A 12,501-nucleotide genomic window follows, 5' to 3' on the forward strand; every position below is an offset into this window, starting at 1 on the left:
GTAGATAAAATAAACTGTTAGTTGTTCGATAGTCAGTTCCCCTTCTCCTTCAATTCTCTTGCTACTCCTTTAATAAATAAGTAATTGACAGTTCCTCCAATCACACCGCCTACCACTGGTACCAATCTGCGGCTTGCTTTAGAACCTAATCCCATCAGGATTTTCTCTGCAACTTCCTCCATTACATTTTTACTGATAGCCAGTTTCGTATCCGCTTTAACAGATGATGCTACGATTTTAAAAAAATGGTCAAAACTGATTTTATAGCTACCTGTATGATGATAAGAAATGGCCAGAGTTACTCTGAACTGCTGAGCAATGATGTTGATCACATCTAAAGGAGTGCCGATCAACATCGTTCCAATCCCACCCACGCCAGTGATCAAACCAGAACCAGCTGCCAGTAACGCACATTGATTGATGAATTTGTCAATTCCCATGCTATCTACACCTTTCTTAATATTCAATTGATCAATCTGGTTGAAAATCTGCTTAAACCCGCCTTCGGCAAGATTATTAAAGCCTTTCCTTGCATCTTTTTTTACTTTTCTAAAACTGATATCCTTCAACGATGGTAATTTCATTGTTTTTGATTTGATAGCAATGTATACACCACTTTCATGCCAGAGCACAGATCAGAACAAAGTATCTGGTGTTTTTTTACAATGCTTCAAGGAAGGAAATATATGCTGCTGCACTTTTCTCTATCCTTTCTGTAGTAGCTTGATGTTCTGTTCCATAGAAAGCGAAGGGTGGTCTGTAATCGGCCTTTATATAACCAAAGGTAATCTCAAATGGCGCGGTCAATTGTTCCAATGTGTATTTGTACCTTCCAGAAGCATGATAATCTTCTTCATTTATACCAACCGAGATGCTTAAAGCAATCTTTTTTCCGGTTAGCTTATAAGTACTGCCTGTACCATATGCCCAACCATGAGTTAATACTACATCCAGCCATTTCTTGAAAAGTGGCGGGCAATTGAACCAGTAAAAAGGAAACTGGAAGATAATCTGGTCATGAGCTTCTAACAATCGCTGTTCTTCTTTAATATCAATATGTTCATCCGGATATAAACTATGGAGATCATGCAGAGTGTATTTTTCAGGATATTTTTTTAATTCTTCCACCCATCGTTTGTTGACCACTGAATTTTCAGGATCTGGATGGATGACAATGACCAGAGTTTTCATCTTAAAATTTTTATGTTAACTTATTTAAATTTGCCGGGACAAAAGTGAACTATATAAAGGAGCTCATCAATAAGAGACTAATTAATCATTCAGTGATCAATTAATCACTATCCTTTGAACTCTCTATTTGTTTACTTTTATGGCGTTAAAAATCTTATTAAGCCGATGTATCAAAAAAAAATTCCAATCGATTATGAATGTGGCCTCAGTGTAGCTATGGAAGTGGTAGGTTCTAAATGGAAATTTTGTTTACTTGATGAAATTGCAAAAGGGACAACACGTCCCCGGGATCTGGTCAATGTCATAAAAGGTATTACTAAACGAGTTCTTCAGAAACAGTTAAGTGAATTGGAATTACATGGGATTCTGGGAAAAACTATTTATGCAGAAGTTCCGTTAAGAGTGGAATACTTTTTAACCGAATCTGGAAAATCTATATTACCATTAGTCTCGGCTGTCGATAAATGGGGATTAGGATTTGCACCGCAATTAAAAAGTATAATAGAAAGAGAAGATTTATGAATTTTTAACTTCTGGACTAAATCTGGAGATTTATTTGTTCGCAAAAATATCCGAGCTAATGCGCTTTATAAAAAACCGGTAACAGTTTTTGGTTATATTTATAAGTAACAGTTTTAAGTAGAAAAATCATGGAAATTAAACGTAGCGGCTCCCAGCCTTCAGGTAAAGGCCCCGCGGAATATTTTACAGGATCAGTTAGAATCGACCCATTGATCAGTCCACCAGAACCATCCCGTGTGGCTATGGCATTGGTGACTTTTGAACCAGGCGCACGTACAGCATGGCATACCCATCCCTTTGGACAGACGTTAATCGTGACTTCAGGATCAGGTTGGGTGCAACGTGATGGTGGTACGAGAGAGGATATTCATCCAGGTGATGTGGTTTACTTTTTTCCAGCTGAAAAACATTGGCATGGAGCTACTGATACTACTGCAATGAGCCATATAGCCATCCAGGAAAAGTTAGATGGTTCACCAGTTGATTGGATGGAGCAGGTAACCGACGATCAATACAATCAGTAGAATTTAATGACTGATTTTTTTCGACTAATTTCAACTGGAAATAGCTGACCGATTTCTTCTTTTGTTAAGTCTGACAGAGTTTTGTTCTTCATTCTTTAAATATAAAAATGGAGTTCGGATTTCAGTCATTGTATTGACTTTTATTTTTAAATCCCGGCACTATCATTGTTCATTTATATTCAGCAAAAGTGTTTGATGACTATGGGTAAATTAATCGAAGGTGAACCGGTTGAGGTCAATCCGGAAAACAAACAACAATTACGGCAACACAAAGGTGACCGGCTATCTTTATTCATCACAAATACTTTCGGGAGTATAAGCTTCTTGTTTATATGTGCAGTTTTTTTTGCGGTTTGGATCTGCTGGAATTTAGGCTTATTAAAACCACTGAGAATTTTTGATCCCTTTCCTTTTCCAGCTTTGGAAATGGTAGTGTCTATTTTTGCAATTATACTTTCTGTCTCTGTTTTAATTAGTCAGAAAAGACAGGCAAGAATGGAAAGCATCAGGCAGGAGGTAGAGTTTGAAGTTAATATCCATGCAGAAAAGGAAATTACCAAAATGCTTGAAATGCTCCACGATATTCATAAAGCACTGAAAATTGAAAATCAAGACGATGAACTGGAAGGTATGAAGCAAGAACTGGACATCAATAAGCTTCATGAAAAAGCCCGGAAAAATGGAGAAAGTTAACCTCTCTACGAAATTCTTTTCAAAATAAAAAGCCGCTTAATTAAGCGGCTTTTTATTATAAATATAGAGCCTAGCTCATTGCTTTAGCTGCATCGCGAAGAACCTTAATTGCATCATGTGCAGATTTAATATCTCCAGCTTGTCTGGTCACAGTTTCTAAGGCCTCAGCACTTAATTCTCCCTCTTCCAATGCCAGTTTGTAAGCTGCCTTAATTGCGTCTTCACCTCGTTCAGCTTCTGAAAGGATACTCGCACGGTCACTACCGCCAAATAAAGACTTTACGTCAATCCATGCGCGGTGTAAAGTACCTGATACACTATTACCAGTTTCTACATCTTCTCCATAACCTGCTACAATTGCAGTAAGTTCCTGGCTGAATTTGCGGCTTTGCTCGCTGTACTTTAAGAATACTGCTTTCAAGTCTATATTTTCATCCTTGATATCTGCAATTGCTTTTTCAAATCCCGCTACACGGTCATTGTTAATTTCTGTAAGATCGTTTAATGTTGCTATTGTTTTTTCTGATACGCTCATAGTAGTATTTGTTTTTGAATTAGAAGAACAACGTAATGCTGTGTTAGTTTTAAAAAAAATCGATTAACTTTTTTACGGATCGAAATAATCCAGGTGATCTGGTTAAGAAGCTCTATTGATTACTTTGAGTATAATTGCGATTACAGCAATCACTAAAAGCACATGTATTAAGCCACCTGCACCTGGCCCAAAACCGTTAAAAAAGAATCCAAAAATCCATAATAAAATTAATATTACGGCGACGAGGTAAAGTAGATTTCCCATAAGTTTGTTTAATAAGTTTATTCCGTTTTGACGCTTTCAGTTCTTTTATTCCGATAAAGAAAGTGGACGGATTGATTAAACAGGAGGGGGCACTAAATGTTTTACATTTTTGCTTTGGGCGATTATATTAATAAATAGCTAAGATTAAATTAACAAGCTAAATGCCTGATTCACGGTTGAAATCGCCGTATTAATCCCTGATCTTCTGGCTTAGTGATGCCGGTTGAAATATATTTGAATCAGGATTTTAATTAAAAATGATGAAAAAGCAAATAGAGATTACTTTGAGAATTGCGATTATTTTATTGGTCATCTTACTAATTTACCTGGAACTAGTTTCAGATGCGAAGTGCTGGGTGAGTTAGTTATTGAACAGGTAACGTAAACCAGAAAGTGCTGCCTTTGCCTAATTCACTTTCAGCACCAATTTGTCCATGATGTTTTTTGATAATTTCCGAGCAAATATAAAGACCAAGCCCCAGGCCTGTATAATGGCTTCCCGAACTTTCTGCACGGTAATAACGGTCAAAAACATAGCGGAGTTTTTCAGGAGGTATACCAGGGCCCTGGTCTATTACAGAAACTTTGACTATACCATCTTTTTTGTCAATGCAGATGCGGATTTCCTTTGAATCAGGCGCGTATTTTATCGCATTATTAATGAAATTAACCACGATCTGCTCTATTCTCACATGATCAGCAAATACCTTAACCTGCAAGTCTCCTTCAACACTAACCGTGTATAAACCATCCTTGATTGTATCCTGATAACAGTCTTTAATAACTTCAGAAAGATTGAAATGATGTTGACGGATATGAAGCTGACCCTGATTCGCCATACTTGAATTCAGCAGATCTTCGATAAGTGTATTTACTTTTTCCAGACCTCTGTTTGCTTGTACAATAAGCTTAGACAGTGCGCCTGAGGGAGGATTATCCTTGATTCTGTCTAAAAGCTGAAGCGAACCCTTTAAACTGGTTATCGGCGTTTTAAGCTCGTGACTCGCAATAATAATAAAATCGTCTTTATATTGTTGCAGTAACCTGAGTTCCTGTATATCGGTGGCTGTACCTACCCAAAGCTGCATTAGGCCTTGTTGATCCATGATCGGCATTAAACGGATCAGATGCCATCTGTAAAGCTTATCTGCCCGTTTTACACGAATTTGAAATTCACCACCATTACCAGTTTTAAGAATAGAACTGAACTGGTCAAAGCCAATCTTCAGGTCATCAGGATGGACTACTGCCTTAAATCCCAGAGCCCTTGTTTGCTGGTCATTGAACCCAGTATAATCATACCAACGCTGGTTGTAGAAAACGACTTCTCCCTTAATTGTATTTGTCCAGGCAATCTGGGGAATAGTCTCCATCATACTTCTGAACCGGCTTTCACTTTCTGCTAATGCTTCAGTACGCCTTGCAACCCTTGCTTCCAGCTCCTGGTTCAGCTCTAATAGCTCCTGATTGATAACTTTTAACTTTTCATCAGTGATTAACTTTTCTTTACGGGCCTGCATGTCATTTAATGCCCTGTTAATCTTTGTAGATAATGTAAATAACTTACTTTTAGAGATATAATCTGTCGCTCCAGCTTTAATCAGCTCCACCGCATTCTCCTCCCCAATTGTACCAGAAATGATAATAAATGGAATATGAGGATAGATATGCTGTTTGATTTGGAAAGCCTCAGCCGCATCAAAAGATGGAAGTGAATAATCCGACAAGATCAGATCGGGATTAAAATTGTTCAGTGCGTTTTCAAATGTTGTACGAGTCTGTACAATTTCAGCCGTAAAATTCAATCCTGATTTTTTTAACTCGCGTTTAAGCAAATCAGCATCACTTTCGTTGTCTTCAAGAATAAGTATTTTAAGATTTGGCGCCATTATAAATACGACATAAAATTAGATGGAGAGAATTAATTCAGACGATGTTAATGCGCTTGCTGGCTTAAGACCATCCAGTATAAACCGATCTCTTTTACTGCGTTGAAAAAATTGTCGCTATCAACAGGCTTTACGATATAACTATTTGCACCCAATGCGAAACATTTTTCAATATCCGGACCTTCATTCGACGAAGTTAACATCACAATAGGAATAGATTTAAGATTAGGATCTGCTTTTAATTTTTCCAATACTTGTAAACCAGATACCTTTGGCATTTTTAAATCCAACAAGATTAGTTTAGGAAATTCTTTATCGCTTCTATCAGCATACGCACCTTTGCAATAAATAAAATCCAATGCCTCTGCTCCATTAATAACGTGGTGCAATTTATTCGTAAAACCACTTTTTTTAAGTGCACGAATAGTTAAGGCTGCATCATCGGCACTGTCTTCAACAAATAAAATTTCAACGTTATGGTAGCTCATTTCTTTTCTTGATTTAAATTAATAGGTTATGCCAGCAGGCTAAAAGAAAAACATGAGCCTTCATCTACTTTTGATTCAGCCCAGACTGTTCCATTATGCCGCTGCACGATCTTTTGAACTATGGCCAGACCTATGCCCGTGCCCTCAAACTCTTCCTGAGAATGCAATCTTTGAAAAACTCCGAAAAGCTTATCATAATATTGCATGTCAAATCCAGCTCCGTAATCTTTAACATAGTATACAATCAGATTGTCTTTGGTATAAGCCCCGATTTCTATGTTAGTTTGTGCTTTATTTCTGGAATATTTAACAGCATTTGAAATCAGGTTAATCCATACTTGCTTAATCAGGGATTTATCTCCTTTAGCATTTGGGAGTATACCCATTTCAAACTCAGGTATATTTTCATCCCCTTCAAATAGTAATTCTTCCCGGACTATATTCACAAGACCAGTCATGTCAATTTCAGAAACAGTAACCTGTTTTCTTCCAAGTTTTGAAAAGGCAAGTAAATCATCAATCAATTCACCCATCTTTTTGGAATTGCTGATGATAGATTGAAGGATTTTTACTCCATCTGCATCGAATGCCTCTGCATAATCTTCCTTCAGAATTTTCGTATACCCATTAATCGCCCTGATCGGTGCACGTAAATCGTGCGAAACAGAATAAGAAAAGGACTCTAATTCTTTGTTCACAGATTCTAACTGTTCAGTACGCTCAATTACTTTTTGTTCTAATTCGTCATTTAATTTACGAATGTCATCTTCTGCATTTTTAAGTTCCCTGTTCGCGATGCTTAGCTCTTCAGCCCTTTTTTCTTTCTCTTCATTCTGAAAAGCAAGCTCCTTATTGGCGATGATGAGTTCTGCTGCCCGGTTCTCTTTTTCTTCGTTCTGAAAAGCAAGCTCCTTATTGGCGATGATGAGTTCTGCTGCCCGGTTCTCTTTCTCCTCATTCTGAAAAGCAAGCTCCTTATTGGCGATAATGAGTTCTGCTGCCCTGTTCTCTTTCTCCTCATTCTGAAAAGCAAGCTCCTTATTGGCGATAATGAGTTCTGCTGCCCTGTTCTCTTTCTCTTCGTTCTGAAAAGCAAGCTCCTTATTGGCGATAATAAGTTCTGCTGCCCTGTTTTCTTTCTCCTCATTTTGAAAAAGTAATTCTTTATTCGCAATGACGAGCTCTGCTGCCCGGCTTTCTATCTCCTGGTTTTGAAGAACGATCTCTCTGTTCGCAATGATTAATTCATCAGAATCGTTTTTTTTCAAATGCATAACTTAATAGATCGTATTTAAAAATGTGGTAGAATAAAGTATGGTGCAACTATGTAATTCGGGCAGGAAGGAAAAACCCTTTTATAAGTTTCTAAAGCTACCACAATATTAGCCGGTATTTGTGTAAAACAACATATATATGTTTTAAGCACAGCTTAAACTAAGATCATCGCCGTATATGATCATCTCGGCTCCTGTGATGGAATTTCAGGACAGCGCACCGGAAAATTATAGCTGGAAAAGATCCGTCCGGCCTGTAAACTATTTTTATCTGTTTTCAAGCCAGCTTAAAAAAACACTGGTTTTTTCCTTACCGATCAGTAACTTATCAGGACTTGGAATAACCAGGTTAACAAATAATTTCCTGTCAAAATAATGCTCTACTTCTTTAATTGCACTAAAATTAATAAGATACTGCCTGTTTAACCTGAAAAACTGTTTGGAAGAAAGCAAACTCTGTACCTGATCCATAGACTGTGTAATCGTATATTCCTGACCTTGGAAAGTCATTAGCGTAGCAGAATCATTCCTGATATAAATAAAGGCAATGAGCTCTGTTTGTATATTGATATATTTATTATTCTTAAAAACAAGGAAGCTTTTCTTTCCCTCATCCATGCCGATTTTCTTTAATAACTCCTCTAAATCAGGTTGCGTATTTTGTTGAAAAAAGTTTTTAAAACTCTCTACCTTTTCAAAAGCCGTATTCAGCTCTTCCTTAGAAAAGGGCTTAAGTAGATAATCAATTCCATTCGCCTTGATCGCGTCCATCGAATACTCACCATAGGCAGTACAAAAGATAATTGGACACTGAATCTTAACTGATTTTAAGATTTCGAAAGACAGACCATCAGAAAGCTGGATATCCATAAAAATAAGATCAGGCTGTTCCTGTTCAGAAAAATAGCTGACTGCACTTTCAATACTTTGGAGTTGAGCAATAACTACAGCGGCAGGTCTTAATTTGGAAATCATATTAGCCAATGATTTTGCCGCTTTAAGCTCGTCTTCAATGATGATTATTTTCATAGATAATAGGGAGTTTGATACTGAATAATGTTTCACTGACCTGTATTTCGATGGCCTTATTTAAAAGGTGCATATAACGCTGATTGATATTCTCCAATCCCAGTCCTGTGGAAATCTCGCGGGTAGTTTTCAGCTGTAGTCTATTTTCAACTATCAGCATATCTTTTTCTGAGAATAATTGGATTTTTAGTGGTTTATCTAAAGATACCACATTGTGTTTAATACAATTTTCAACCAGAAGCTGCAGTGTAAATGGAGGGATAAGAGATTGATTGAAATCCGGATCAATGTCGATAGAAAGATCAATTCCTTCTTCGAAGCGCGCCTTCAGCAAAAATACATAAGCATCTAGTATTTCCAATTCTTCTGAAAGTCTGATCAGGTCAAGCTTGCGGCTTTCCAGGGTAAACCTGTAAAAATTGGAAAGTTTCAGGATAAAATCTACACTATGTTCATCCTCACTCTCCACCATGTATTTTAAGGTATTCAGGCTATTAAACAAGAAATGCGGATTTACCTGTTGCTTAAGCAGCTCATACTGTGCGCCAAGATTATCTGCTTTAGTTCTTTCCAATTCTATACCTACCTGTTGATTTTGATAACTCTGGTGTAAAAGATGAAGAAACATATAAAAAGCAATGTTAACCAGGATACCTCTCACTTCAAACATTAACATCACCGGCCCAAAGTTCAGATGTGACAATAAATATTGCTGAATACAAGCCAGGATAAACATCACCGCGATTCCGAAGAACAAACCCTTAACCAGACGTATAACTGAAAAACCATTACTAACATCCTTTGAAGAATAGACAGGAAGCGTAAGTATATTATAATACCAGATCAGCACAGCAAACAGAAAAGTAACAGTGGAGTCAACCAGTGCTTCATATGGATTGAAATGATGTTCAGCAATTTTTGGAACAGACGTCAGTATGCCTAACAGAAGAGAGCTCAGCCATATTATTTTGTTCGAAATCTTAAATGTTTTCTTATTCATATCGCCACATCAAATATAGTATTTAGAGCGAAAATATGATTTGGGGAGAGATTTATAATTTATAAACCAGCTGGAACAGGCAATATTGATCTTATAATTGGCATCGGTTAGTCTGAGGCTCCGGATAGCCTTTTAAAGATTATTTACCTAAGATCATTAGTTCTACCTCCAACATGTCCATTTCAGCGTTCAATTCGACTGATTCAACTGAATAGCGCAAACTGCGAACTTCCTGAGCGGATACTTTTATAAAAAAAACAAACCACATGAAATTTTCCAGGCGACACAAAATCATAGTAGCAATCCTCACAGTATTTTTAGGGGGAATCGTAATGGTATCTCTAACTAACGTTCAGTCTATATCCAATCCTCCGGTTACTGGCGAAATTCAGGTTCCACCCAAAGTAAAGCAAATCTTTGAGCGCGCCTGCTACAATTGCCACGCTAATGAAACTCAGCTGCAATGGTTCGATAAACTACCAATGATCTCCTCTGTAGTAGCCCGGGATATTACAGAAGCCAGAAAGCATCTTAATTTTTCAGCATGGAACAACTTGTCTCCAGCCGATCAGAAAGGTACACTTTGGGAAATCTATACTATGGTGAATGCAGATAAAATGCCACTAAAATTTTACACCGTTTTACACCCATCAGCAAAAGTTTCAGTCGGAGAACTTTATGTTTTAAAAAGTTATCTCCAAACTTTGAAAATCAGACCTGTAGCAGATAGCAGTAGAATAAATAGTGCAAATATTCAATACCGTCAATGGCAAAAGAAAAAAACTGTTCAAGATAAAGTTCCGGTTTCTGTAAACGGAATCAAGCACATGCCAGAGTACAGGAACTGGCAGGTGATGAGTACAACCTCCCGTTTTGATAATGGAACAATGCGTGTGATGTACGCAAATCCGATCGCTGCTCAGGCTATCAAAGATAAAAATATCAATCCCTGGCCAGAAGGTGCTGTGATTGTAAAAGTAGTCTGGGAAAAACTAGAAGATAAACAAGGGAATATCCACCCCGGTAAATTTATCAATATCCAGTATATGGTGAGAGACAAGGAAAAATTCAGTGCTACAGAAGGGTGGGGCTTTGCCAGATTCGATACACCAGAATTGAGGCCTTACGGTACTCTGGCAAGCTTTAAAAAATGCATCGCTTGTCACCAGGCCGTTAAACCAACCGGGTTCGTATTTGACTTGTCCACTAAAAACTAAACAGATAAAAATTAAACTTTAAATATCATTATATATGAAAACCTATCTAATCTATTTATTGACCGGATTAATGTTGATCAGCAATGGTTGCACACCGGCAGCAAATAAAAAGGTTACCATCAGAGCGCTCGAATTCAACAGTGGGAAGCTAAAAGTTGTGACAACCTATGTCAATGAAAAACTTAACATCATGTCTACGCTTTATGGTAACGAACCGGCAATAAAGTATAGTCGCAAAGAAAAACCTCAACATGTAGCTGGTGAGGTTTTTAAACTCGTCACTTTTGAGCAGCAAGATCATGAATTTTGGTATGGCAGTAAAATTAATGGAGCATTGCTCCAGGTTGAAACTGTCCGGACTGAACAACGGAAAGATGGTATAATACCTGTATACACTATTAAATATTACGGTAAATCCAAGCCTGAGCAACAGGATAAAAATGCCAGAATTAAATTTATTCTTGAACAAAAACCTTCTTTATTCCCATAAATAAAAATATTTTCTATTCATCTGTTTTTTAGTTAGTTACTTATATATGCCCTTTTTCTTATTATTTAACCATAAATGGTGATTAATTAGTAATTAAATAATGATGATACTTTTGTAACATAAAAATGACGTGTTTTTATATTGGAAAAAAATTAATATTTTAGATCAACAGAATTATATTTTTTAACCTAAAATCATTACAAAATGAAAAAAATTAAATTAAATTCAGAAAGACTGCGCTTGAAAAAAGAAAAAGTTGCTTCTTTGACTACGGATCAAATGGGTAAAGTTTATGGTGGAATACCAGTTACTACAGCTACAAGGATATTCTGCTGCGACTGGTCAGAGGCGATTTGTCCTGAAGTAGTCTAAGCTTACGTCCAGGACGTAAAGTTGAGAACTAACTAAACAAACTTGTTTTTTTAACCTAAAATCATTGTAAAATGAAAAAAATTAAATTAAACACCGAAAAGCTGCGCTTGAAAAAAGAAAAAGTTGCTTCGCTGACTACGGATCAAATGGGTAAAGTTTATGGTGGATTGCCAATTACTACCGCTACCAGACAATTTTGCTGTCACGTAACAGATCCGGTAATGTGCTCTCTTGAGCCTTAGACTTTAAGGTAAACCGCATCAAGTTGAAATTCTAATTAAAAAAAATTATTTTATTTAACCTAAAATCGTTGCCAAATGAAAAAAATTAAATTGAACTCAGAAAGATTACGTTTGAAAAAAGAAAAAGTTGCTTCATTGACCACGGAGCAAATGGGAAAAGTTTATGGTGGAATACCAGTGACTACTATTACCAGAAGATTCTGCTGTGACCTGTCAGATTCAATCTGTCCTGTTGAACCATAGTCTTTCACTTTTAAATACGTACCGTTAAAATTTTAATTGGACGTAATTATTTTATTTAACCTACAATCATTGTAAAATGAAAAAAATTAAATTGAATTCAGAAAGACTGCGTTTGAAAAAGGAAAAGATTGCTTCTTTGACCACAGATCAAATGGGTAAGGTTTATGGTGGAGCACCAGTTACGACTGATACCAGAAGATTCTGCTGCCTCCTGACTATTGAAGCAGTTTGTGCTTAAACCTTATGCTTTGCATTTAAGCAATCACTTTTAAATCTTAACAAAACAAAACTATTTTATTTAACCTAAAATCATTATCAAATGAAAAAAATTAAATTGAATTCAGAAAGACTACGCTTGAAAAAGGAAAAAGTTGCTTCATTGACCACGGAGCAAATGGGAAAAGTTTATGGTGGAATACCATTGACAGCTGCTACCGGAAGATTCTGCTGCGACTTTAGCGATGTGCAAGTTTGCGTTATTTAGCATTAGTTTTTCAGTTTTAAACACGTAAAATTAAAGAATAGCCA

At 36.7% G+C, this 12,501-nt stretch carries 19 protein-coding genes; 10 read left to right on the forward strand and 9 right to left on the reverse strand.

Annotation, left to right across the window (positions count from 1 at the left end; genetic code table 11):
• Positions 1-32: 32 nt before the first annotated feature.
• Positions 33-584: a hypothetical protein gene (locus ABIB30_RS17795; protein ID WP_354304320.1), complete on the reverse strand. Its 552-nt coding sequence runs from the start codon at positions 582-584 to the stop codon at positions 33-35.
• Between the two features lie 76 nt (positions 585-660).
• On the reverse strand, positions 661-1,191 hold the full coding sequence (locus ABIB30_RS17800) for an NAD(P)H-dependent oxidoreductase (RefSeq protein ID WP_354304321.1): 531 nt from the start codon (positions 1,189-1,191) through the stop codon (positions 661-663).
• Positions 1,192-1,305: 114 nt separating this feature from the next.
• Between ABIB30_RS17800 and ABIB30_RS17805 the strand changes: the two genes are divergently transcribed.
• The 3 genes from ABIB30_RS17805 (at position 1,306) to ABIB30_RS17815 (ending at position 2,930) form a co-directional block, all read left to right on the forward strand.
• On the forward strand, positions 1,306-1,713 hold the full coding sequence (locus tag ABIB30_RS17805) for a winged helix-turn-helix transcriptional regulator (protein ID WP_354304323.1): 408 nt from the start codon (positions 1,306-1,308) through the stop codon (positions 1,711-1,713).
• 128 nt (positions 1,714-1,841) lie between these two features.
• Entirely contained in the window at positions 1,842-2,237 is a 396-nt protein-coding gene (locus ABIB30_RS17810; protein ID WP_354304324.1) for a (R)-mandelonitrile lyase, read from the forward strand.
• A 201-nt stretch (positions 2,238-2,438) separates the two neighbouring features.
• Complete coding sequence (locus tag ABIB30_RS17815) at positions 2,439-2,930, forward strand: DUF1003 domain-containing protein (RefSeq protein ID WP_354304326.1); 492 nt, start codon at positions 2,439-2,441, stop codon at positions 2,928-2,930.
• A 70-nt stretch (positions 2,931-3,000) separates the two neighbouring features.
• On the opposite strand, the gene ABIB30_RS17820 is transcribed toward ABIB30_RS17815, so the two are convergent.
• The 7 genes from ABIB30_RS17820 to ABIB30_RS17850 form a co-directional block, all read right to left on the reverse strand.
• On the reverse strand, positions 3,001-3,465 hold the full coding sequence (locus tag ABIB30_RS17820; RefSeq protein ID WP_354304328.1) for a ferritin-like domain-containing protein: 465 nt from the start codon (positions 3,463-3,465) through the stop codon (positions 3,001-3,003).
• A gap of 102 nt (positions 3,466-3,567) precedes the next feature.
• On the reverse strand, positions 3,568-3,729 hold the full coding sequence (locus tag ABIB30_RS17825) for a lmo0937 family membrane protein (protein ID WP_157287919.1): 162 nt from the start codon (positions 3,727-3,729) through the stop codon (positions 3,568-3,570).
• Between the two features lie 365 nt (positions 3,730-4,094).
• Complete coding sequence (locus ABIB30_RS17830) at positions 4,095-5,618, reverse strand: ATP-binding response regulator (protein WP_354304330.1); 1,524 nt, start codon at positions 5,616-5,618, stop codon at positions 4,095-4,097.
• 47 nt (positions 5,619-5,665) lie between these two features.
• On the reverse strand, positions 5,666-6,106 hold the full coding sequence (locus ABIB30_RS17835) for a response regulator (RefSeq protein ID WP_354304332.1): 441 nt from the start codon (positions 6,104-6,106) through the stop codon (positions 5,666-5,668).
• A 26-nt stretch (positions 6,107-6,132) separates the two neighbouring features.
• Positions 6,133-7,374: a sensor histidine kinase gene (locus ABIB30_RS17840; protein ID WP_354304334.1), complete on the reverse strand. Its 1,242-nt coding sequence runs from the start codon at positions 7,372-7,374 to the stop codon at positions 6,133-6,135.
• A gap of 273 nt (positions 7,375-7,647) precedes the next feature.
• Complete coding sequence (locus tag ABIB30_RS17845) at positions 7,648-8,409, reverse strand: LytR/AlgR family response regulator transcription factor (RefSeq protein WP_354304335.1); 762 nt, start codon at positions 8,407-8,409, stop codon at positions 7,648-7,650.
• Positions 8,390-9,409, reverse strand: coding sequence for a sensor histidine kinase (locus ABIB30_RS17850; protein ID WP_354304337.1), 1,020 nt, complete (start codon positions 9,407-9,409; stop codon positions 8,390-8,392). The genes ABIB30_RS17845 and ABIB30_RS17850 overlap by 20 nt, the downstream gene beginning before the upstream one ends.
• 266 nt (positions 9,410-9,675) lie before the next feature.
• On the opposite strand from ABIB30_RS17850, the gene ABIB30_RS17855 reads away from it, so the two are divergent.
• From ABIB30_RS17855 to ABIB30_RS17885, 7 genes are all read left to right on the forward strand, one after another.
• Positions 9,676-10,626, forward strand: a complete 951-nt coding sequence (locus ABIB30_RS17855; protein ID WP_354304339.1) for a heme-binding domain-containing protein — start codon at positions 9,676-9,678, stop codon at positions 10,624-10,626.
• Positions 10,627-10,660: 34 nt separating this feature from the next.
• The gene (locus tag ABIB30_RS17860) at positions 10,661-11,116 is read left to right on the forward strand and encodes a hypothetical protein (RefSeq protein ID WP_354304340.1); all 456 of its coding nucleotides are present in this window, start codon (positions 10,661-10,663) and stop codon (positions 11,114-11,116) included.
• 204 nt (positions 11,117-11,320) lie between these two features.
• Positions 11,321-11,488: a class I lanthipeptide gene (locus ABIB30_RS17865; RefSeq protein WP_354304342.1), complete on the forward strand. Its 168-nt coding sequence runs from the start codon at positions 11,321-11,323 to the stop codon at positions 11,486-11,488.
• Positions 11,489-11,559: 71 nt separating this feature from the next.
• Entirely contained in the window at positions 11,560-11,730 is a 171-nt protein-coding gene (locus tag ABIB30_RS17870) for a class I lanthipeptide (RefSeq protein ID WP_354304344.1), read from the forward strand.
• 75 nt (positions 11,731-11,805) lie between these two features.
• The gene (locus ABIB30_RS17875; protein ID WP_157287913.1) at positions 11,806-11,973 is read left to right on the forward strand and encodes a class I lanthipeptide; all 168 of its coding nucleotides are present in this window, start codon (positions 11,806-11,808) and stop codon (positions 11,971-11,973) included.
• Between the two features lie 76 nt (positions 11,974-12,049).
• Entirely contained in the window at positions 12,050-12,211 is a 162-nt protein-coding gene (locus tag ABIB30_RS17880) for a class I lanthipeptide (RefSeq protein WP_354304345.1), read from the forward strand.
• A gap of 81 nt (positions 12,212-12,292) precedes the next feature.
• On the forward strand, positions 12,293-12,457 hold the full coding sequence (locus ABIB30_RS17885; protein ID WP_354304346.1) for a class I lanthipeptide: 165 nt from the start codon (positions 12,293-12,295) through the stop codon (positions 12,455-12,457).
• The last annotated feature ends 44 nt before the right edge of the window (positions 12,458-12,501 follow it).

The sequence above is a fragment of the Pedobacter sp. UYP1 genome, from assembly GCF_040547305.1.
Classification (GTDB): domain Bacteria; phylum Bacteroidota; class Bacteroidia; order Sphingobacteriales; family Sphingobacteriaceae; genus Pedobacter.

What these genes read in the sequence shown, in the direction of transcription:
- ABIB30_RS17795 (WP_354304320.1), bottom strand. Translation starts at nt 584, where the DNA reads ATGAAATTACCATCGTTGAAGGATATCAGTTTTAGAAAAGTAAAAAAA.
- ABIB30_RS17800 (WP_354304321.1), bottom strand. Translation starts at nt 1,191, where the DNA reads ATGAAAACTCTGGTCATTGTCATCCATCCAGATCCTGAAAATTCAGTG.
- ABIB30_RS17810 (WP_354304324.1), top strand. Translation starts at nt 1,842, where the DNA reads ATGGAAATTAAACGTAGCGGCTCCCAGCCTTCAGGTAAAGGCCCCGCG.
- ABIB30_RS17815 (WP_354304326.1), top strand. Translation starts at nt 2,439, where the DNA reads ATGGGTAAATTAATCGAAGGTGAACCGGTTGAGGTCAATCCGGAAAAC.
- ABIB30_RS17820 (WP_354304328.1), bottom strand. Translation starts at nt 3,465, where the DNA reads ATGAGCGTATCAGAAAAAACAATAGCAACATTAAACGATCTTACAGAA.
- ABIB30_RS17825 (WP_157287919.1), bottom strand. Translation starts at nt 3,729, where the DNA reads ATGGGAAATCTACTTTACCTCGTCGCCGTAATATTAATTTTATTATGG.
- ABIB30_RS17830 (WP_354304330.1), bottom strand. Translation starts at nt 5,618, where the DNA reads ATGGCGCCAAATCTTAAAATACTTATTCTTGAAGACAACGAAAGTGAT.
- ABIB30_RS17835 (WP_354304332.1), bottom strand. Translation starts at nt 6,106, where the DNA reads ATGAGCTACCATAACGTTGAAATTTTATTTGTTGAAGACAGTGCCGAT.
- ABIB30_RS17845 (WP_354304335.1), bottom strand. Translation starts at nt 8,409, where the DNA reads ATGAAAATAATCATCATTGAAGACGAGCTTAAAGCGGCAAAATCATTG.
- ABIB30_RS17850 (WP_354304337.1), bottom strand. Translation starts at nt 9,409, where the DNA reads ATGAATAAGAAAACATTTAAGATTTCGAACAAAATAATATGGCTGAGC.
- ABIB30_RS17855 (WP_354304339.1), top strand. Translation starts at nt 9,676, where the DNA reads ATGAAATTTTCCAGGCGACACAAAATCATAGTAGCAATCCTCACAGTA.
- ABIB30_RS17860 (WP_354304340.1), top strand. Translation starts at nt 10,661, where the DNA reads ATGAAAACCTATCTAATCTATTTATTGACCGGATTAATGTTGATCAGC.
- ABIB30_RS17865 (WP_354304342.1), top strand. Translation starts at nt 11,321, where the DNA reads ATGAAAAAAATTAAATTAAATTCAGAAAGACTGCGCTTGAAAAAAGAA.
- ABIB30_RS17870 (WP_354304344.1), top strand. Translation starts at nt 11,560, where the DNA reads ATGAAAAAAATTAAATTAAACACCGAAAAGCTGCGCTTGAAAAAAGAA.
- ABIB30_RS17875 (WP_157287913.1), top strand. Translation starts at nt 11,806, where the DNA reads ATGAAAAAAATTAAATTGAACTCAGAAAGATTACGTTTGAAAAAAGAA.
- ABIB30_RS17880 (WP_354304345.1), top strand. Translation starts at nt 12,050, where the DNA reads ATGAAAAAAATTAAATTGAATTCAGAAAGACTGCGTTTGAAAAAGGAA.
- ABIB30_RS17885 (WP_354304346.1), top strand. Translation starts at nt 12,293, where the DNA reads ATGAAAAAAATTAAATTGAATTCAGAAAGACTACGCTTGAAAAAGGAA.